At 54.0% G+C, this 17,925-nt stretch carries 17 protein-coding genes; 12 read left to right on the forward strand and 5 right to left on the reverse strand.

Going from position 1 to position 17,925, the window contains the following annotated elements; genetic code table 11:
• Positions 1-22: 22 nt before the first annotated feature.
• The 3 genes from KNP75_RS06535 to KNP75_RS06545 all read left to right on the forward strand — a co-directional run bounded on the left by KNP75_RS06535 (position 23) and on the right by KNP75_RS06545 (position 3,609).
• Positions 23-1,195 carry a MalY/PatB family protein gene (locus KNP75_RS06535; RefSeq protein ID WP_215190065.1) on the forward strand — a complete coding sequence of 391 codons (1,173 nt, stop codon included), beginning with the start codon at positions 23-25 and terminating at the stop codon, positions 1,193-1,195.
• Between the two features lie 69 nt (positions 1,196-1,264).
• Positions 1,265-2,476, forward strand: coding sequence for a hypothetical protein (locus KNP75_RS06540; RefSeq protein ID WP_215190066.1), 1,212 nt, complete (start codon positions 1,265-1,267; stop codon positions 2,474-2,476).
• Positions 2,473-3,609, forward strand: a complete 1,137-nt coding sequence (locus tag KNP75_RS06545; protein WP_215190067.1) for a hypothetical protein — start codon at positions 2,473-2,475, stop codon at positions 3,607-3,609. The genes KNP75_RS06540 and KNP75_RS06545 overlap by 4 nt, the downstream gene beginning before the upstream one ends.
• A 63-nt stretch (positions 3,610-3,672) precedes the next feature.
• On the opposite strand, the gene KNP75_RS06550 is transcribed toward KNP75_RS06545, so the two are convergent.
• Together KNP75_RS06550 and KNP75_RS15810 are read right to left on the reverse strand one after the other, a co-directional pair.
• Positions 3,673-4,683: a tyrosine-type recombinase/integrase gene (locus tag KNP75_RS06550; protein WP_215190068.1), complete on the reverse strand. Its 1,011-nt coding sequence runs from the start codon at positions 4,681-4,683 to the stop codon at positions 3,673-3,675.
• A gap of 15 nt (positions 4,684-4,698) precedes the next feature.
• On the reverse strand, positions 4,699-5,754 hold the full coding sequence (locus KNP75_RS15810; protein WP_214797505.1) for a GGDEF domain-containing protein: 1,056 nt from the start codon (positions 5,752-5,754) through the stop codon (positions 4,699-4,701).
• A gap of 351 nt (positions 5,755-6,105) precedes the next feature.
• Between KNP75_RS15810 and KNP75_RS06560 the strand changes: the two genes are divergently transcribed.
• From KNP75_RS06560 to parC, 3 genes are all read left to right on the forward strand, one after another.
• Positions 6,106-6,510: a CoA-binding protein gene (locus KNP75_RS06560; protein WP_034777629.1), complete on the forward strand. Its 405-nt coding sequence runs from the start codon at positions 6,106-6,108 to the stop codon at positions 6,508-6,510.
• 129 nt (positions 6,511-6,639) lie between these two features.
• Complete coding sequence (gene parE, locus KNP75_RS06565) at positions 6,640-8,607, forward strand: DNA topoisomerase IV subunit B (RefSeq protein WP_031200243.1); 1,968 nt, start codon at positions 6,640-6,642, stop codon at positions 8,605-8,607.
• 2 nt (positions 8,608-8,609) lie between these two features.
• A complete protein-coding gene (parC, locus tag KNP75_RS06570; RefSeq protein ID WP_138859420.1) occupies positions 8,610-11,015 on the forward strand; it encodes a DNA topoisomerase IV subunit A in 2,406 nt (801 codons plus the stop codon).
• Between the two features lie 65 nt (positions 11,016-11,080).
• On the opposite strand, the gene KNP75_RS06575 is transcribed toward parC, so the two are convergent.
• Entirely contained in the window at positions 11,081-11,587 is a 507-nt protein-coding gene (locus KNP75_RS06575) for a DinB family protein (protein WP_215190069.1), read from the reverse strand.
• 166 nt (positions 11,588-11,753) lie between these two features.
• Here KNP75_RS06575 and KNP75_RS06580 point away from each other — a divergent pair, with 166 nt between their 5' ends.
• From KNP75_RS06580 to KNP75_RS06590, 3 genes are read left to right on the forward strand one after another with little or no spacing between them, the layout of a single operon-like run.
• The gene (locus KNP75_RS06580) at positions 11,754-12,365 is read left to right on the forward strand and encodes an NUDIX hydrolase (RefSeq protein WP_034777626.1); all 612 of its coding nucleotides are present in this window, start codon (positions 11,754-11,756) and stop codon (positions 12,363-12,365) included.
• A 14-nt stretch (positions 12,366-12,379) separates the two neighbouring features.
• Positions 12,380-13,096, forward strand: coding sequence for an MBL fold metallo-hydrolase (locus KNP75_RS06585; protein WP_034777625.1), 717 nt, complete (start codon positions 12,380-12,382; stop codon positions 13,094-13,096).
• A gap of 17 nt (positions 13,097-13,113) precedes the next feature.
• Positions 13,114-13,563: a GNAT family N-acetyltransferase gene (locus tag KNP75_RS06590; RefSeq protein ID WP_215190070.1), complete on the forward strand. Its 450-nt coding sequence runs from the start codon at positions 13,114-13,116 to the stop codon at positions 13,561-13,563.
• Positions 13,564-13,719: 156 nt separating this feature from the next.
• Here KNP75_RS06590 and KNP75_RS06595 read toward each other — a convergent pair whose 3' ends face one another.
• Positions 13,720-14,262 (reverse strand): GNAT family N-acetyltransferase, encoded by a 543-nt coding sequence (locus KNP75_RS06595; RefSeq protein WP_215190071.1) that lies wholly within the window; start codon positions 14,260-14,262, stop codon positions 13,720-13,722.
• A gap of 80 nt (positions 14,263-14,342) precedes the next feature.
• Positions 14,343-14,738: a hypothetical protein gene (locus KNP75_RS06600; RefSeq protein ID WP_214707768.1), complete on the reverse strand. Its 396-nt coding sequence runs from the start codon at positions 14,736-14,738 to the stop codon at positions 14,343-14,345.
• 333 nt (positions 14,739-15,071) lie between these two features.
• Here KNP75_RS06600 and KNP75_RS06605 point away from each other — a divergent pair, with 333 nt between their 5' ends.
• From KNP75_RS06605 to KNP75_RS06615, 3 genes are all read left to right on the forward strand, one after another.
• Positions 15,072-15,920: a transporter substrate-binding domain-containing protein gene (locus KNP75_RS06605; RefSeq protein WP_215190072.1), complete on the forward strand. Its 849-nt coding sequence runs from the start codon at positions 15,072-15,074 to the stop codon at positions 15,918-15,920.
• Between the two features lie 6 nt (positions 15,921-15,926).
• A complete protein-coding gene (locus tag KNP75_RS06610; protein WP_214707772.1) occupies positions 15,927-16,622 on the forward strand; it encodes an amino acid ABC transporter permease in 696 nt (231 codons plus the stop codon).
• Positions 16,623-17,015: 393 nt separating this feature from the next.
• Complete coding sequence (locus tag KNP75_RS06615) at positions 17,016-17,924, forward strand: AAA family ATPase (protein WP_215190073.1); 909 nt, start codon at positions 17,016-17,018, stop codon at positions 17,922-17,924.
• Position 17,925: the final 1 nt, after the last annotated feature.

Below are 17,925 nucleotides of genomic sequence, written 5' to 3' on the forward strand. Positions count from 1 at the left end.
AGTAGGAGTAGGAGGGATGAACATGAAATCAATCTTACATCAATCGCTTGACCGGACCGGAACGGATTCGGTGAAATGGGACGGGCTCGACCGCTGGTTCCATTTGAAAGATGACGTCTTGCCGCTTTGGGTGGCGGATATCGATATCCGCACGGCTCCGTCCATCTCGGAGGCGCTCACGGAGCGGGCCGCGACAGGCGAGTTCGGATACACATTGTTCTCTAGAGAGGCGCAAGCGGCCGTGAGTTCATGGTACGACCGCCGTCACGGGCTCAACGTCGATGCCAATCACGTCTTGTTCTCGAGTGGAGTCGTACCGGGATTGACGCATATCGTCGAGGCGTTGACGGAGGAAGGGGATGGGGTCGTCATCCAGTCGCCCGTCTATCCGCCATTTCATGAACTGGTCACCGGGTTGAAACGGGAGTTGCTCGACGCCCCGCTTCGTCAAGTCGATGGTCGCTACGAGATGGACTTTGATGCGCTCGAGACACAGATGCGCAAGGCGAAGCTGTTCTTGCTCTGCTCGCCGCACAACCCGGTCGGACGGGTATGGACCGAGGACGAGCTGAAGCAGGTCGTCGAGCTGGCACGTCGCCATGACGTTATCCTCGTCGCTGATGAGATCCATGCTGATTTGACGTACCCGTCACAAAGGCACACTGCCCTCAATCGACTCGATGACTCGGTCATCACGGTGAGTGCGCCGTCGAAGGCGTTTAATATCGCTGGACTGTTCGCTTCTTACATCATCTGTCCGGACGATGCGATGCGCAAACGAATCATCCAAGTTCAAAACAAACACCATGTGTTACCGACACCGTTCGCGAACACGGCCATCATTGCCGCCTACACGGATTCGCGCGCCGAGCGTTGGCTTGACCAGTTGACGGCCGAACTCGAGGAGCAAGCGACGTATCTCGTCGAGCGGCTCCAGGAAGAACTACCACAATTGAAGACGTTCATGCCCGAGGCGAGTTATCTCCTCTGGATCGACTTCGCGGGGCTCGGTCTTGAACCGGAAGCGCGGAAGAAGTGGCTGCACGAGCAAGTCCGTCTGTTCTTGTCACCAGGCCTCCCGTTCGGTGCGTCAGGGACGACGTTCGAACGGCTCAATTTCGGGACGGCACGACCGGTGCTTGACGAGGCACTCAAGCGCCTGACAGAACACGCCGGTGGAAAGGCGTTTGTATGAATCAAGAAACGGGAAAAATTTCACAATGAGCCACAAAGCTGACATGGCAACGGAAAGCGAGTGAATGCGATGGAGACGATCAATTGGAAAAAGAAGATGGAAGAACAACTGAGGCGTAGCGGATTCACGTTACAGGTCGAGAACATGGCCAACCTTGGTCTGACGGAGATTCATGCATCTTCGTCCCCGTTGATCTCGTATCCGCTCCGGATTCGGCTGTACGTGCGTATGGGATGGCTCATGTGCACCGTCGATGCGACCTCGGTCGACCGGAACGAGGACCATCCGCTGTTCGAGCGCATGATCGCCGCCGTGTTCGAGCGCATCGTCCGCCATCTGTATCACGCCTATGACTTCCATGTTTTGACGTACATCGGTAACACGGGCAACTATATCGCACCGAAGGACTCGGAGACCGGGGAAATCGTCCGCTTGCTCGCGCAACTGTGGACCGACCGCTCCTACCTTCACCTAGAGACGTATGAAGAGTATCCGGCATTATACGTGACGCCGCCATGGGCGCACCAAGCCTACGCGTTTGAGAGCACCGAAGACGAATGGATTGTCTATGCGGGCCGGAGCGGCCGTCCGGCGACGGACTATCGCGCCGACGGGACCGAACTCAAACCACATCGCCTGGCGGAGGGGGACTTGTTCTTCCCGGTGCACCGGATTCAGAAAGACCGAGGCACGCTCGCGCTCGCCGAATGGTTACGGCTCGAGCGTCGAGAGGTCGAGGATTTCATGCTCGCCTTCATGAAGACGATCCAAAAGTTCGATCCAGCCTTCGGATTTTCTTGGGGTGGGGTGGACACGTTCTTTCACGGGGTACCGGTCGAGCCATACGCGCAAGTACTCCGGCTGGAGAGCGGGAAGCGACGTTATCGGGTCATGAACAACTCGGCGAAGCGATTGTTCGCGGTGGCTGACGATCCGCTCGAATGTTTGAAAGAAGTCGAACAGACGTTACGGACGGTCCGATTACCGGAACAACGCGTCTCGGCACTCGGGCAGCTCGTCATGGGCATTTGGCAACAGTTCGAAGCCGACGAGACGACGTATATCCAAGAAGTCGCCTATCGCGGCATCTCGCAGTTCCAAATCGAAGAAAAAATCGGTCATGCCTTGGCGAACCGGCAACGAATACGCTGGATCGAGAAGGCCGACCCTCGCCAGTCTGTCATCGAATTTGCCCATCTGCGGATTTCATTCCCGAAACGACCACCCGGTATCGTCACCGTCGAACCGGTCGAATCTTCTTATGAGAGAGGTGCGCTATGAGAATCGTTGATGCACGTGCCATGTCAATCAGCCATGAGGACTTGATCGCGGTCACCGAGACGTCCGTCTATTACCGCGAAAAGTCGGGTGAGACAAGTTTCTCGATCTTCCGCTATGACGAAGAAGACGGTTCCGTCACTCCGGTCGGCCGTCGTGTGTATGAAGACTACGGGATCTCGAAGCTGTTCGTCAGTAAGGACCGCGTCTATTTCTTGAATGAGACACCGGACCGGACCGGGGTCGTCCGAACGGAACTGATCGCCTTCGATTACCGCTCTGGACAGGAGGTTATGCTCGCGACATTCGAGAAGCGAGGCAACAGTACGCTCTATTGGGTACTCGCCGATCGTTACTTCCTGTTCTTGACGAGTTTCGGGGATGCGGATGAGGCATGGTTGTATGATGCCGAGACGTCGTTCCAAGAACGGATCCGTGATGAACGGCTCGTCGGCCATGCCGGTAAGTTCCGCGAGCTGTATCTGTTCACGACCGAGCTGGACGGGGTCCCTTATATCGTCTGTAACGCCCGATTGGACGAGTTCGCCTATTACGAGGCGCTCGAGGACGGACGGGTCTCGCCGGACGATGCGATCGACCACTCGGAAGCGATCCTTATCTGTTCGCTCGACGAGGCGGTCGAGGCTATCCGGGACCGACAAGGGGAGATCCCATTCGAGGACTTGATTCGGCTCCATGGGGAAGGGGACACGGTCCAATATCTCGGGGAACGGGACGCGAAACTGCGGTTCTCTGCGTTCGTCGATGCAACGAATGAGGAGACGATTTATGAGTTGACGGCACCGGACGTGCTCCGGGAGGTCACGGTCGTCGACTGGGGGGCCTATGAACCGATCGACTTCACGTATGATGATGTCAGTTCGACGGTCTTTATCAAAGTCGAGGAATCGGAAGATCACACCGAACTGATTGACGCGACGACCGGTGCCCGCTTCCTCGATACGGCTCCGTTCGAGCGCGTACTCGCTTCGACCTATTTCATCCATGAATCGGCTGAAGGAGGGGGCGGCGTGAGCATCTTCAACCTCGAGACGAACGAACGTCAAACGTTCGAGGACGCCTACTATACAGTGCTCGATGAGACGATTGTCATCCTCTCGACAAAACAGTTATGACAAAAACACCCGAACCTATCCTGTTGATAGATTCGGGTGTTTTATCGTGGTTTACATAATAAGTTATCGTAAACCGGTTAACGCTTGTTTTTTCTTCTCGTCACCGATATGGGCATATACTTGCGTCGTCGCCACCGACTCGTGTCCGAGCAGTTGTTGGATCGTCAAGACGTCGACCCCGCTCATGGCGAGACGAGAGGCGAACGTGTGTCGCAATTTATGCGGCGTGACCTGCTTGTACGTCAAAAATGGCAGATATGGCTTCAGGCGGTCGATGTGCCCTTTCAACGCGTGCTGCACCGTGCGGACCGAGATCCGTTTGCCTTTCTCGGAGCAGAACAAGGGACCTGCACCTTGACCACGATATCCGTCAAGGTGCGGCTCGAGCGGGGAGGCGATCGGGATGACGCGTTCCTTGTTCCCTTTCCCGATGACACGGATCGTCCCGTTCTCTCGGTCGATGTCGTTCCAATCAAGGCTGACAAGTTCAGAGACACGCATCCCGGTCAACCCGAGCAGTTGGATCATCAGGAAGTCCCGGTCCCGATTGCGTTCGTACCAGCTCGCTTCGCGGTCGGACATGCCGACGTTGCTGCGGACGAGCGTCGAGAAGTCGAGCCATTCCTGTTCGGTCAAATAGACCGGGTTGCGCTTGGCGCGCTTCGGTCGCTCGACGGCCTGGAACGGGTTGTGCGCCGTGATGCCCGTCTCGATCAGATGGTTGAACAGCGACTGCATCGACGACAGTTTGCGGTTGATCACGCTCGGTGCGTTGTCGAGCTCGAGGGCGAGGTACGTCGCGTACGCCTCGGCCCCGGCATGGTCGAACTCGACGAACGATTCGATTTCGACCGATGACGGGTCGACCTCGGATGCACTCGCGGTCTCGACCCAGCGGAAGAAATCCAAAAAATCATACAGATAGCGCTGCGCGGTCTGCTCCGAGTAGTGTTTGGCGGCCATGTGGTTCAAGAACCTTTGGATGAAGCCCGGCATGCGTTCATAGCCGCTCAAGTTGAAACGTCTCGCGTCGACTTTCGTCGGTGATTGGCCGAGCTGGCGGAATATACTCAAAAAATCGCTCCTCGCTTAATGATGGATTGACGTGACGATGCGGTCTTTCCCGGCCTGTTTCCCGGCCCGGAGCCGGTCGTCCGCCTCTTTGACGAGCGTGTCGACGGGCTTGAACCCGCGGTGTGTCGTGACACCGAATGTCATTGTCACGCTGAGCCGTCGTCCCTCATAAATCGTCTCGAGAGATTTGATTTGCTGTCTCAGGTGGTCGATCGCTTGCGCCGCCTCGTCCTCTGACTGGTCCGTCAAGAACAAAAGAAATTCCTCGCCGCCCCAACGGACGGCAACGCCGTCGGTCCGCGTGAGTGCAGAGGCGACTTGTTTGAGCACAAGGTCGCCGCAGTCGTGGCCATGCCGTTCATTGAACGACTTGAAATGGTCGATGTCGGCCAAGACGACCGCATACGGGCGTCCCGACAAGACCGCTTCACGGATCGCCTCTTCGATTAAACGGTATCCGGTCGTACGATTATAGAGACCGGTCAGACCGTCCCGCGAGGCGAGGGTATGTAGCCGTTCGTTCGTCTGTTCGAGTTCGGACGTCACCTCGACGACCGCCCCTTCGAAGATGAATGACAGCCCGGCGATCAAGGCGATGGTCGCGAGTAAACACGTCACCCCGATGACTTGCTCGAGGGTCGGGCCGAGCGGCGATGTCCCGTCCGTCACGTTCACATATAAATAGCCATAGATTCCCATGGCGAGCATCGTCGAGGCGATTCGGATGGCCCGGCTCACGTTCGGCATGAAGAACACGCCATAGGCGACCGTGAGAATGAAGTAGTGGACGTTCGCGCCCCAGCCGAGGACGATTGTCGAGATGATGGCGTTGTAGACGACCTCGACGAAGAGACCAATGAAGAACGTCCGATAATATCGTTTATGTACAAAATAAAAAGACAATGTGTAATAAAGAACGCTGAGTACGTTCGACCAGGCAAGGACGGTTACGTCAAGTCGCCAAAACGTGATCAAGAACACGACATGGATGAGCCAAGCGAACACGTTCCCATAAAAAGTGATGCGGTAATTATATAGTGTACCGCGACGTTCCTCATAGGCTGTTCCCACGCGAACACCTCCTTTTTTCAGTATACCGAACCCATCCTCATTTGCCCATGCCTATCCAACAATCGATTAAAACCGACACGCACAAACGTCTTTAAATCGTGCATATAATTGCGTGAAATAGATATTTCACGCAACGTTTGTTCACGCGCCATTTTCATCCGAGACAACATCAACCTTCGAACCAGAAAGATAATGTCATATATCATGGTTTACATAATAAGTTATGGTGAACCAATTGATTTGTTTTAAAAATTTGAAAGAGTTACAGTTGTATGATAAAAGAAAATAAAGCTTGAAACGGTGATTCAGGTAAAGGTACACTGAGAACGTAAACAAAAGGGGGATTTCAGGATGGACGATCAACGTTTGAAACAATGGCTCACCGAAGCGAAGACGATTGCTGTCGTCGGCGTGTCAGCGAACCCGAACAAGACCGCGAACCAAATCGCAGAGTATCTGCTGTTGCAAGGTTACACGGTCATCCCTGTCAATCCGACGCTCGAGACGTGGAACGGACGCAAAGTCTATCCGACGGTCGAGAGCATCCCGGGGCGCGTCGATATCGTCGACGTCTTCCGACGCAATGAGTATTTGGCCGGCGTGGCCGAAGATGCCGTCCGACATGGGGATGTCGGTCTCGTCTTCAACCAGCTCGGGCTCACCAGCCCGGACGCCGAGCGGATCGCTCGCGATGCCGGACTCGACTACATCGAAAATCGATGCATCTATGTCGAGCACGCCCGCCTTCTCGGTTAAGACCTACCTCCTTGGTAGGTCTCCTTTTTTTCACGAGCCCCGCTCGCGGAGGGAGGCTTGCCAGAATCCAAAAACAGCTATACAATAGGATAGAAAAACGAACGTGTGTTCGAAATTGAGGTGACGAAGATGTCAACAGACTTATTTAATTACAATGAAGACGCCATCCAGGTGCTCGAAGGACTGACTGCTGTCCGGAAACGTCCGGGGATGTATATCGGTTCGACCGACCATCGCGGCTTGCACCATCTCGTCTATGAGATCGTCGATAACGCGATCGATGAGGCGCTCGCCGGATTCGGTGGCCAAATCGATGTGACCATCCATAAAGATGACGCCATTACGGTACGCGACCACGGGCGTGGTATGCCGACTGGGATGCACGCCTCCGGGAAACCGACGCCAGAGGTCATCTTCACGGTCCTCCACGCCGGCGGTAAGTTCGGCCAAGGCGGCTACAAGACGTCAGGCGGACTCCACGGGGTCGGCGCCTCGGTCGTGAATGCACTCTCGAGCAAGGTCCTCGTCACGATTTATCGTGACGGCAAAGTGTTCGAGCAGACGTTTGCCGACGGTGGGATTCCGCAGACGACGCTCCTTGAGACCGGAAAGACGCGTCAGACGGGGACGAGCGTCTACTTCAAACCGGACGCCTCGATCTTCTCGACGACGACATATAACTACGACACGCTCGCTGAACGGCTCCGTGAATCGGCATTCCTGTTAAAAGGATTGACGATCACGTTGACGGACGAGCGTTCGGATAAAGAAGAGACGTTCCATTACGAGGAAGGGATTGCCGAGTTCGTCCAATATTTGAACGACGACAAGGCGACGCTTCATCCGATCGTCTACTTCGAAGGGACGGAGAACGATATCGAGCTAGAGCTCGCCTTCCAGTTCACGGACGCCTATTCTGAGAACGTCCTCTCGTTCGTCAACAACGTCCGGACTCGTGACGGCGGCACGCACGAGGTCGGCGCCAAGACGGCGATGACCCGCATCGTGAACGAGTATGCCCGTAAGAACGGATTGTTGAAAGAAAAAGACAAGAACCTCGACGGCGGTGACGTCCGCGAAGGCTTGACGCTCATCGTCTCGGTACGGATCCCGGAAGAATTCCTCCAGTTCGAGGGGCAGACGAAATCGAAACTCGGTTCGCCCGAGGCACGTACGAGCGCTGATGGTGTCATGGCCAAACAACTGACGATCTTCCTCGAGGAGAACCCGCAGATGGCGACGATGCTCATCAAGAAGGCGATCCGCGCCGCCCAGGCCCGCGAAGCCGCCCGGAAAGCCCGGGAAGAGGCGCGCAACGGCAAGAAGAAGAAACGTTCGAGCATCTTGAACGGAAAACTGACGCCGGCGACGTCGAAGAACGCCGCCAAGAACGAACTGTTCCTCGTCGAGGGTGACTCGGCCGGCGGTTCGGCTAAACAGGGCCGTGACCGGACGTTCCAGGCCATCCTGCCGCTACGCGGGAAGGTCATCAACTCGGAGAAGTCGAAACTTCAGGACATCATGAAGAATGAGGAAATCAATACGATCATCCACGCGATTGGGGCCGGGGTCGGCCACGACTTCGACCTTGAGGACTGCAATTTCGACAAAATCATCATCATGACCGATGCCGATACGGACGGGGCCCACATCCAAGTGCTCCTGTTGACGTTCTTCTTCCGTTATATGCGCCCTCTCGTCGAGGCCGGCAAAGTGTTCGTCGCCTTGCCGCCGCTCTATCGGATTTCGAAAGGGAAAGGCAAGTCGGAACAGTTCGAGTACGCTTGGGACGAAGAGGCGCTCGAGAAGCTCGTCAAAGTGTATAAGAAGGGCTATATCCTCCAGCGCTACAAAGGTCTCGGTGAGATGAACGCCGACCAGCTATGGGAGACGACGATGAACCCCGACACACGGACGCTCATCCGTGTCACGGTCGACGATGCTGCCGTCGCCGACAAGCGTGTCTCGGTGCTCATGGGGGACAACGTCGCCCATCGCCGGGAATGGATCGAGGAGAACGTCGCCTTCGGCCTCCAGGAAGATGATTCGATCATCGCCAATGAACACGTGACTAAAGCGATTGAGGAAGTGATGTAACGATGTCGACGATTCAACACATTTTAAACTTGTCGCTCGAACAGGTCGTCGGTGACCGCTTCGGGCGTTACTCGAAATATATCATCCAGGACCGGGCCCTCCCGGACGCGCGCGACGGCCTCAAACCCGTTCAGCGCCGCATCCTGTATGCGATGCACCATGAAGGCAACACGAACGAGAAACCGTACCGCAAATCGGCCAAGACGGTCGGTAACGTCATCGGTAACTATCACCCGCACGGTGATAGTTCCGTCTATGAGGCGATGGTACGCCTATCGCAGGACTGGAAGTTGCGTTACCCGCTCATCGACATGCACGGGAACAACGGCTCGATGGACGGCGACTCGGCTGCCGCGATGCGGTATACCGAGGCCCGTCTGTCGAAGATTGCCGGCGTCATGCTGACGTCGATCTCGAAGAACACGGTCGACTATACGCCGAACTTTGACGATTCGACCGAAGAGCCGCTCGTCTTGCCGTCACTCCTCCCCAACCTGCTCATGAACGGGACGACGGGGATCTCTGCCGGTTATGCGACCGAGATCCCGCCGCACAACTTGACCGAGGTGCTCAACCTCGCCATCGCCCGCTTGAAAGGTGAGGTCGAGACGACGAATGACGCATTCCGTTATATGCAAGGACCTGACTTCCCGTCTGGCGGGATTGTCATGGGCAAAGACGGCATCTTGAAGGCGTTCGAGACCGGAAAAGGCAAGGTCATCATCCGTGCCAAATCGGTCATCGAGCCACTTAAGGGAGGCCGTGAACAGATCACCATCACCGAACTCCCGTATGAGGTGAACAAGGCGAACCTCGTCAAGAAGATGGAAGAGCTCCGTCTCGACCGCAAAGTCGAAGGTGTCGCCGAAGTCCGTGACGAGACCGACCGGACCGGCGTCCGCGTCGTCATCGAATTGAAGAAGGAAGCCGATGCGGAAGGTGTGCTCCATTTCTTCTTGAAGCATACCGATCTGCAACTCGCCTACAACTACAACATGGTCGCCATCGTCAACCGGACACCGAAACAGATGGGTCTCTTGTCGATCATCGACGCGTACTTGAAGCACGTCGAAGAAGTCGTCACCCGTCGCACGACGTTCGAGCTCGATCAGGCGAAGAAACGCGCCGAAATCGTCGACGCGCTCGAACAGGCCATCTCGGTCCTTGACGAGACGCTCGAACTCATCCGTTCGGCCAAAGACAAGTCCGAGGCGAAACAGAAGCTCATGGAGCGGTTCTCGTTCACGGACCGTCAAGCCGAAGCGGTCGTCATGCTCCAACTTTATCGGTTGACGAACACGGATATCGTCGAGCTCCAAAAAGAGGCGAAGGCGCTCCAAAAAGAGATTGCTCGCCTCGCCAACATCTTGAACGTCGACGCGACGAAACGGAAGCTCATCTCGAAAGAGTTGACCGCGCTCCGTGACGAGTTCGGCGACGCACGGCGCTCGGTCATCGAATCGGAAGTCGAAGAGTTGAAACTGAAGACAGAGGTCATGATCGCCGTCGAAGAGACGATGGTGTTCGTCAGCCGCGACGGGTACGTCAAACGTTCATCGATGCGCTCATATGGCGCCTCGAGCGACGAGATGCCGGAGATGAAGCAGAAAGACCGTCCCGTCCTCGTCACCCAGGCGATGACGACGGACCACTTGCTCGTCTGGACGAACAAAGGCAGCTACTTGCTCATCCCGGTCCATCAGATTCCAGAGTCGAAATGGAAAGACGCCGGACAGCATGTGGCCAACCTCGTGCCAATCGAAGGCGAACAAGTCGTCTCGGCCGATGTCGTCTCGACGTTCGACACCGACGCGCACTGCCTGTTCGTCACGCGTGAAGGCATGGTCAAACGGACGCCGCTCCGTGACTATGACGCCCAACGCAAGTCGAAGGCGCTCATGGCGCTCAAGTTAAAAGGTGACGATGAGGTCGTCTTCGCTGGCATCAGTGACGGTCCAGGACAACTGTTCCTCGTCTCTGAGCGCGGCTATGGCCTCTGGTTCAAAGAAGACGATGTTCCGGTCGTCGGCCAACGTGCCGCCGGCGTCAAAGCGATGAACTTGAAAGATGGCGATGTGGTCGCCGATGCCTTTGCCTTCTTCACACCGCCGCTGTTCGTCCTCGTGACGCAACGTGGAGCGGTCAAGAAGATGAAGCTCGAGGATCAGTTCGACTGCACGAACCGCAACTTGCGCGGGACGATGCTCATCCGCGAAGTCAAATCGAAACCGCACCAGATTCGTCGTGTGCTCCCGGTGCATGACGATGAAACGCTCCACATCATCGGGAAAGAGAAAGCGAAGACGGTCAAGACGAAGCAATTGACGCTCTTGGACCGCTACGCCAACGGCTCATTCGTGTTTGATGAAGAGACGTTCGGTGAGATTGAGGACGTGTATCTCGATTGAGATCGAACTAAAGAAAACCCTGTACCAGAGACGATTGTCTTTGATACAGGGTTTTTCTTATGGATTCAAAGCTCGGCCTCTATCAGATAGCGCTCCAAATCGGTCTGTTGGCGCAAATGATGACGGGTATGCATCCCGATGAGGTCGTACCATTCCTGGGCGTTCAGCCAACCGAAACCGCCATGCCGGGCTTTGACGTCAAGGTTCGCCGCGCGGGCGAGCGGTTCAAGGCGGTTCAAGCGTGCAGATAACTCGTCGATTCGTCGTTCGAGCATCTCGCGCTTGTCCGTATTGTTCGGAGGTTGGTTCATCTCATCAGGTAAGCGGATTTTGACCGGTGGGAAACCGCCCATCCGGAACAATCGTTCACCGAACTCGGTCTTCCCGAGCGGTTGTTCTTCAGTGGAAGCGAGACACCGTTCAATCTCGTCCGCATATTCCTCGGCCACCACGATGATATGGTCGTACATCTGCCCGATTGACCAAATGCCTGCTGCTGCCTGATAACGGAGCTGCCGCTCGGTATAGCCGTCCAAGTCTGCTTTGAACTGGGATAACAGTGAAATCGGCATGTCCAACCTCCTTCGATTTGATTCTCTATCCAGTATAACACGGAGGCATCAGCTGATTTTTTCAACTCCATGTCACATTAGTTTCTCTTAGGAGCGGGTATTTCTAAAAGGAACAACGATCTCTTTTGGCGAATGGGACAGGAGGACAAATCATGGGGGGATACGTATGTCACAGTGGCTCGATTGGGCCAAGCGGCTACAGGCGCTGTCACAGGCTGGCTTGACGTTTACGAAAGACGAGTTCGATCGAGAACGTTACCTCGAACTCCAACGAATCGCGACCGAGATGTTCGAGCAACAATCTAATCTTGCTTTGCATGAAATCACCGAATTGACCCACGTCGATGGTTATCCGACACCGAAGCTCGACGTCCGAGGCGTCGTCTTCAAGGATGACGCAGTGTTACTCGTCAAGGAAAGGTCAGACGGACTTTGGACGCTTCCGGGTGGCTTTTGTGAGATCGGACTGTCCCCGGCAGAGAACATCATCAAAGAGATCGAGGAAGAGGCCGGTTTCGATGTCGCACCGATTCGGCTGCTTGCTTTGTTCGACATGCATCATCACGACCATCCGCCGTTGTCGCAGCATTACTATAAATTGTTTATCGAATGCGAGTTGATTGGTGGAGAGGCGCAAATTAGTCATGAGACGAGCGAGGTTGCGTTCTTTACACGAGACGCCTTACCACCTTTGTCACTTGCTCGGAACACGCGAGAGCAGCTCTATATGTGTTTTGAGGCCCGTTGGCAAGAAGATTGGACCACGTTATTCGATTAAGGGGAGGGGATTCCATGAAAGTCACACGTTTTGATCACGTCCATCAACTGACGTTTTTCGCACCCATCTTACCAATCAACGTCCAACTGATTGAACGTGAGCTCGGGCTTGTCTTGATCGATACAGGGCTCGCGCAGAACGCGGAATCGATTTTAGCGTATATCGAGACGTTCGAACGCCCGCTTCTCGCTATCTTGTTGACGCATGCCCATGGAGATCATGTCGGCGGTGTCGATACGATTTTGAAAGCCCATCCTCATGCCGAGCTGTACGTCTCGAGGCGCGACGCCCGTCTCCTTGAAGGGGACCGGACGACTGACTCGGACGAGCGGGCTCTCAAACTGAAGGGTTCTCTCCCGAAAATCCACTCCTTGCCGGATAAATTGCTTGACCCAGGTGAGCGGCTGTTCGGCTTACGGGTCTATCCGGCAGCGGGTCATACCCCTGGTTCGATTGCTTTTTTCGATGAGAAAGAGCGGATTTTGTTTGCGGGAGATGCATTTCAGACGCGTGGGGGAGTCGCCGTGGCAGGGGACGTCCGTCCGTTGTTCCCGCTGCCGGGTATCGCGACATGGGATAAGCGTGCAGCGTTAGAGCATGCGGAGAAGTTGATCGATCTCGCACCGCAACGTACGTTCGTCGGTCATGGGCAACCAGTCGCCGGGACACATCGGCTCTATTTGGCACTGAAGCGGGCCAAACGCAAGCAAGCACGTCTATTTTTACGATAATCCGGGGGTGCTCACAGGTGGAATTACGCGAGATTCAGACGACAGATTATCAACTGGCCGAGCAAATGCTCGAGATTCAACGAAACGCTTATGCGGTCGAGGCCGAGCTAATCGGTTTCGATGAAATCCCAGCGCGTTATGAAACGGTCGAGGTGATCCAGAATCTGCCCGGTACGAGCTACGGTTTGTATAACGACGGGCGGTTGATCGGCTTTATCACGATTGAAGCGGCTGAGAACACGGTCGAGGTCACAAAACTGTGCATCGATCCTAGATATTTCAGGGCGAGACTTGCAACGACGTTGCTCGAACACGTGCTCAGCTTGCACGAGGACAAACTCGTCTATGTGCACACCGGCAAACATAATGGACCGGCCAAGAAACTGTACACGAAGCTCGGTTTCGAACCAAGCGCCGAGTTCGAACCGGAACCAGGTGTCACTTTGATTCGTTTTACACGATCTTGAATCCCTTTTCTCAAATTTCAAATTCCGTCTCACTACTTTAAGTATACTAAAGGATTGAGACGAAGTTTTATTTTTACTGATAATATATGTTATGTTAACTAAGAGAAAAAATAAAGAAAATCGATGTCAGATATGACGTCTCTCCTCTCGAGAAAATCAGAATAGCTTGTACCAATACAACGTCATATCGATGTTCGGATTTCCGGTCTGTTTGAGCGTATCGACACCGCCGAGCGCGAACCCTTCTTTCGCATAAAATCGACACGCGATCACGTTATCGTTCTGCGCTTCGAGTGACAATCCAAGCAACGATTGCTTTTTTGCCCACGCCTCCGCAACTTCTATCAGCAAATGGCCAATCCCGCTGTGTCGATCGCTATTACGGACCGCGATGTTCTCGATATACGCAAAACGGTTCCAGTCTTTCACCACACGGATTTGTCCGATACATGTCGTCTCGTCGAACGCCAAGAATACTTGTTTGTCTTCACTGTTGATGTATTCATGCCAGTCCAGCAAATCGTCTGGAAAGCTTGTCACACGGGCTTTCTCATATAACTGTTCCTCATACGTCCAAACTCCGTCACAAAAGCTCGGAATGATTTTCCCGATGATTGGAAACGGATTATTGGCTTCGTTCACGACCCTGATGGAATACTCATCTAACGGTTTGATCGAGATGTTCGGGGCTTCTTCCATTGCATCTTTCTCCCTTCATATGTAATGACCGCTCCATCCCAGAACCAAATGGTCTCACTAGACTAGCCATAAAGTGGCGATCATGAAATCAAAGTCGGTGGTTCTGTCGACAACACTTCAATTACATCATTTGATGTCAGGAACACGTAATGCTGAATATTATAAACCGTTTCGTAAATGTTTGTTGATTCTTCAGCTAACCATTTTAAATAGCTGGAATCGGTCACTTTAAAGAGTGTCCAGTCGCCAAAAAAATCAGGGTCATGATGTTTGTATAAATGTTCTAGCGTTCTAATAAGCGTTCCTTCGTCTGTATTTCGATACGACAATACAAGTCCGTCAAACAAGAATGTATGTGTGTTTTCATGCGCATCGGTAAACACGAGTCTTAATCCGTCTTTATCATCAATTAGCGCCTGCAGATATAGTTTATCCGGTATCTCTGGATTGGCGGTCCATCTTTCCCATTTCTCCATGTGTGCCCTCCTCTCCTCATTTTGATATGTTCCAAATAAGCCTTCACTATCTATCATACATTAATTAATGACGTTCACATGCGTGGGAGTCGGCTGATCAACACGATGATATCTTCGCTTAAACCGTATTGTTCAAACCGACATCCATTCATCTGTTTCATCACAATTAATAAACTGTGTCATTCGATTGAATCCTTCATTCATCAACATGTTAGCGCTTAATGGATTAATGTTTCAAATATAACATTAAGACTGTTTATCCGCTCTTAGGAGTTGCCTGTAAGCGTATGTCATGCTATTTTTAGACAGATGATAACTTAAGGAGGAACTTGAATGAAACGTATGACAAAAGGTTTGGCAGCATCCCTATTATTGGCTGTCCCGCTCGCGGCGTGTGGTGATTCTAACACCGATCAGGCCGAAACTTCGCGCTGGGACGAAATCAAAGAAGACGGTACGCTCACGGTCGGTACGGCCGGTACACTCTATCCCGCCTCGTTCCGTGAAGAAGATAGCGATACATTGACTGGGTTTGACGTCGAGCTCATGAAAGAGGTCGGGAAACGTCTTGACCTTGAGGTCCAATTCAAAGAGATGGCGTTCGACAACATGTTGACGAGCGTCCAAAACGGACAAGTTGACGTCGCAGCGAACGATATCTCGGTCACAGAGGACCGGAAAGAGAAGTTCGCCTTCTCAACACCGTACAAGTACACGTACGGGACGGCCATCGTTCGCAAGAGCGATTTGTCTGGCATCGAGTCAATTGAGGATTTGAAAGGCAAAAAGGCCGCTGGTGAAGCGACGACCGTCTTTATGGACGTGGCACGTCAATACGGAGCCCAGGAAGTCATCTATGACAACGCGACGAACGACCAGTACCTCCGTGACGTCTCGACAGGACGGACCGACGTCATCTTGAACGACTACTATCTTCAGACACTCGCCCTCGCCTTCTTCCCGGACTTCGATATCACGATCCACCCGGATATCGCCTATAACCCACAGGAAGTCGCGTTCTTGATGGACAAAGAGAATGCAGAGCTCCAAGAGAACATCGACCGCGTCCTTGGCGAGATGCTTGAAGACGGTACGGTGAAAGAATTGTCGGAAACGTTCTATAACGGAGCCGATGTCTCGGTAGAACCGGACGTCGACGCGACGATCGTCGAATTGGACTAAGCGGTCATGTTCGAAGGTGTGAAATGGGAAGCAATCTTTGACGTCGACCTGGCTGTGCGCTCGTTCCCTTATCTGCTAGGCGGTTTGCCGAACACGCTTTGGATCTCATTCGTCAGCATGCTCTTCGGCTTGTTGCTCGGTCTCGTGCTTGCCCTTGGGAAACTGTCACCGTCCCGGATGCTGCGGTTCCCGTCGACGTTCTATATCTCGTTCATGCGGGGCGTGCCGATTTTGATTATCCTGTTCATCTTATATTCAGGGTTTCCATTCATCGGCATCGAGTTCGCGGCGCTGACGGCGGCGGTCATCGGGTTCAGTCTGAACTCGGCGGCCTATATCGCTGAGATTATCCGGTCGGCGATCCGTGCCGTCGATCCGGGACAGGTCGAGGCGGCCCGCTCGCTCGGGATGAACAAGTGGCTGACGCTCAAAGGGGTCATCTTGCCGCAGGCGACGCGAATCGCGCTCCCCCCGCTTTCGAACGTGTTCCTCGATTTGATTAAAGCGAGTTCGCTCGCCGCCATGATTACCGTCCCTGAAATTTTCAACAAGGCGAAGATCGTCGGAGGCCGGGAGTTCGACTATATGACCGTCTATCTGGTCGTCGCCCTCATCTACTGGGGCATCTGTACGTTCATGTCGTTCTTCCAAGATTGGCTCGAACGGCATTTTGAACGCTATTTGGATACACCGAAGCGATGACTGACTTGCCTCATACAGGCAGGTCAGTTTTTTTGTCGGGCGGTTATTGCAAAAATGACATGGTATAGTCAACTTATTCTATATTTCGCTTCAAAGGAGAGACATCACCTATGTTCTCAAAGCTATTATTCGTCGCATCCGGCCTCATCGCATTCACGTATATTTTATTCGATGGACCGGCATGGGTCAGTGCCTTAAACCCATACACGAGTATGATTGTCCTTTATTACTTGGTTTTTAAGTTCCCAAGCCAGAAAAGAGCGAAGGCGGCCTCTTCGGATTGACCACACGTGACGTACATATTTTGAAGCGCTGGTCTTTAGCGTTCCATCTCGGACCGCGAGTGTGCTATGATTTTCTTAATTATCAGAAAATAGACGGGGGAATTTTATTATGGTGCAACAATGGACGACACATTTAAACGATCAAGTGATCGGGCAGTCAAAGGCGATCAAGCTGGCGACGATCGCCCTCCTCTCCGGGGGGCACGTCCTGCTCGAGGACCGACCGGGGACAGGAAAGACGACGCTCGCGCGTAGCCTGGCCACCTCGGTCTCGGCCGCATTCCAACGTGTACAGTGTACGCCGGATACGTTACCGAGTGACATTTTAGGGATGGAACTGTTCAATCCGACGACAGGCACGTTCGAACGAAGAACGGGCCCAATCTTCACGTCGATTTTACTCGTCGATGAGATTAACCGGACGACACCACGGACGCAGTCGGCACTGTTAGAGGCGATGCAGGAGCGGCAAGTGACGCTCGGCGAGGTGTCGCTTCGTTTACCAGACCCGTTCTTCGTCATCGCGACGCAAAACCCGTTCGACGGGCAAGGGACGTTCCCGCTGCCTCAGGCGCAGCTTGACCGCTTCTTATTCAAACTGTCACTCGCCCCGCTGTCACGAGAGTCGGAACGCCGGTTGCTGCGGAATGAGCATTTGAGTGCGGCTCCGTTCACGTTGCAACAGACCGAACTTGCCGAGATGCAGCAAGCCGTCCGTGATGTCTTGTTCCACGAGGCGATGGAGGACTATCTCCTCGATTTTGTCGAGGCGCTCCGTCATCACCGGGATATCGAGGTCGGACCGAGCCCACGGGCGACGCTCGCCTACACGATGGCGGCTCGGGCGCATGCCTATATGGACGGACGGGATTACGTATCACCGGAAGACATCCGCGCGCTCGCCTTGCCGATTCTCGGCCACCGGATCGTCTTGACGGTCGAGGCGTCGCTCAAGACGAAGCCGTCTAAATTGATCAAGTCCGTTTTGGAGACCATCCCGGTCCCGTCAGAGGTGTGAC

The sequence above is a fragment of the Exiguobacterium sp. s6 genome (genome assembly GCF_018618155.1).
GTDB lineage: Bacteria > Bacillota > Bacilli > Exiguobacteriales > Exiguobacteriaceae > Exiguobacterium > Exiguobacterium mexicanum_A.

What these genes read in the sequence shown, in the direction of transcription:
- KNP75_RS06535 (WP_215190065.1), top strand. Translation starts at nt 23, where the DNA reads ATGAAATCAATCTTACATCAATCGCTTGACCGGACCGGAACGGATTCG.
- KNP75_RS06540 (WP_215190066.1), top strand. Translation starts at nt 1,265, where the DNA reads ATGGAGACGATCAATTGGAAAAAGAAGATGGAAGAACAACTGAGGCGT.
- KNP75_RS06545 (WP_215190067.1), top strand. Translation starts at nt 2,473, where the DNA reads ATGAGAATCGTTGATGCACGTGCCATGTCAATCAGCCATGAGGACTTG.
- KNP75_RS06560 (WP_034777629.1), top strand. Translation starts at nt 6,106, where the DNA reads ATGGACGATCAACGTTTGAAACAATGGCTCACCGAAGCGAAGACGATT.
- parE (WP_031200243.1), top strand. Translation starts at nt 6,640, where the DNA reads ATGTCAACAGACTTATTTAATTACAATGAAGACGCCATCCAGGTGCTC.
- parC (WP_138859420.1), top strand. Translation starts at nt 8,610, where the DNA reads ATGTCGACGATTCAACACATTTTAAACTTGTCGCTCGAACAGGTCGTC.
- KNP75_RS06575 (WP_215190069.1), bottom strand. Translation starts at nt 11,587, where the DNA reads ATGCCGATTTCACTGTTATCCCAGTTCAAAGCAGACTTGGACGGCTAT.
- KNP75_RS06580 (WP_034777626.1), top strand. Translation starts at nt 11,754, where the DNA reads ATGTCACAGTGGCTCGATTGGGCCAAGCGGCTACAGGCGCTGTCACAG.
- KNP75_RS06585 (WP_034777625.1), top strand. Translation starts at nt 12,380, where the DNA reads ATGAAAGTCACACGTTTTGATCACGTCCATCAACTGACGTTTTTCGCA.
- KNP75_RS06595 (WP_215190071.1), bottom strand. Translation starts at nt 14,262, where the DNA reads ATGGAAGAAGCCCCGAACATCTCGATCAAACCGTTAGATGAGTATTCC.
- KNP75_RS06600 (WP_214707768.1), bottom strand. Translation starts at nt 14,738, where the DNA reads ATGGAGAAATGGGAAAGATGGACCGCCAATCCAGAGATACCGGATAAA.
- KNP75_RS06605 (WP_215190072.1), top strand. Translation starts at nt 15,072, where the DNA reads ATGAAACGTATGACAAAAGGTTTGGCAGCATCCCTATTATTGGCTGTC.
- KNP75_RS06610 (WP_214707772.1), top strand. Translation starts at nt 15,927, where the DNA reads ATGTTCGAAGGTGTGAAATGGGAAGCAATCTTTGACGTCGACCTGGCT.
- KNP75_RS06615 (WP_215190073.1), top strand. Translation starts at nt 17,016, where the DNA reads ATGGTGCAACAATGGACGACACATTTAAACGATCAAGTGATCGGGCAG.